General features: G+C 33.6%; 1 protein-coding gene. It reads right to left on the bottom strand.

Annotated features, from left to right (window positions below):
• Positions 1-357 precede the first annotated feature (357 nt).
• Complete coding sequence (locus ACOVQ4_RS22145) at positions 358-993, bottom strand: helix-turn-helix domain-containing protein (RefSeq protein ID WP_421822768.1); 636 nt, start codon at positions 991-993, stop codon at positions 358-360.
• Positions 994-1,301 lie beyond the last annotated feature (308 nt).

Consider the following 1,301-nt stretch of genomic DNA (forward strand, 5'->3'; position numbering starts at 1 on the left):
TTTAAACATTCATTGAAAAAGTCTAAATACCTTTTCTCTTTTTGTCCAGTAATCAAGTTAACAGTATATTGGTTATTTGAAGGTGTTCATAATCAAAAGGTTACTCTCAATTTTCACCTTTGAGATACTATTGATTTAATCTTTCCATCCATTACGTATTTTCAAAAATTTGGTAATGGATGGAATAATCATGCAAAATAAAGTTTAGTTTTTGAGCATTCAGATTTCAGGTATGGGCTTTCTGCAAAAACATCTCTATCGTTACTAAAAACAATTTCATACTCTTTGCCTTCTTCCTCTCACTTTGTACCTAAATCAGAAATTTCAAATAATAAGCGATTGCTCGTGCTATACCTCCTATTGTTGTTTGAGTACAAACTGCGGAGGTCGCTGTTTGGATAACATCAGCAAAATTCCTTCGTAGGTTAAAGTTTCGAGCATTTTTTTTGCACGATATTCTGAAATATTCACCAATTTGGCATATTCTTTGGCAGAGACACGTTTGTTTTTCTTTAGAAATACCATCAAATATTTTACATTTTGCTGTTCTAAAAGCTCACTATCTACACTCTTATCAGTTTTATCCAAAATTTGAGACATCTCTTTAGATACCGGCGTAGTTTGGTCGTTTGCACGAACATAAACCGTCCGATTACCTTTTTCATCTAAGGCTTCATGTGGCTTATCCGAACTTTCATCAATTTCTACAAGAAGAACCTTTTTTCTATTTTCCCACATAACCGAACGATATCTAATATCCAAGGGTGGAAGAATCAAATGTTCAGCTGCTTCGATTACTTTGGTCATCTCTTCCAGTTCAGAACATCCTTTTACGGTACGATCGTCATTAATGCCAATCAATAAAACCCCTCCAGCGGTATTAGCAAATGCCGAAAGTGTCCGTGCAATTTTAAAAGGACTATCAATTTTACTTTTAAATTCGAGCTGGGAAGATTCTCTTTGGGTTAAATATTTGGTTAAGATTTCTGACATTCCTTGAAATTAAAAAGCTATATTTTGGTAGTTACAGCGTATTATTTTTTAGTCAATATTGAGATTGGGTGGTTTTGTTTGTAGCCTAAACAAAATCTATACAAAGATATATAAGTTAGTGGGCAAAATAGAATTTAATTTTTGTGCCCAAGGCATTCAGGTATCAGCTTTCGGCGGTGGGCTTTGGAAAAAAGCATAGCTGTGGTTAATAAAAACATTTTAACACTCTGTGCCTCGTGCCTAACACATAACTTAAATATTATTCTGCTCGATTATTTAAGTAATGGCACAAAATTAGATTTAAGTTT

It is taken from the genome of Flectobacillus sp. (assembly GCF_049240685.1).
Classification (GTDB): Bacteria; Bacteroidota; Bacteroidia; order Cytophagales; family Spirosomataceae; genus Flectobacillus.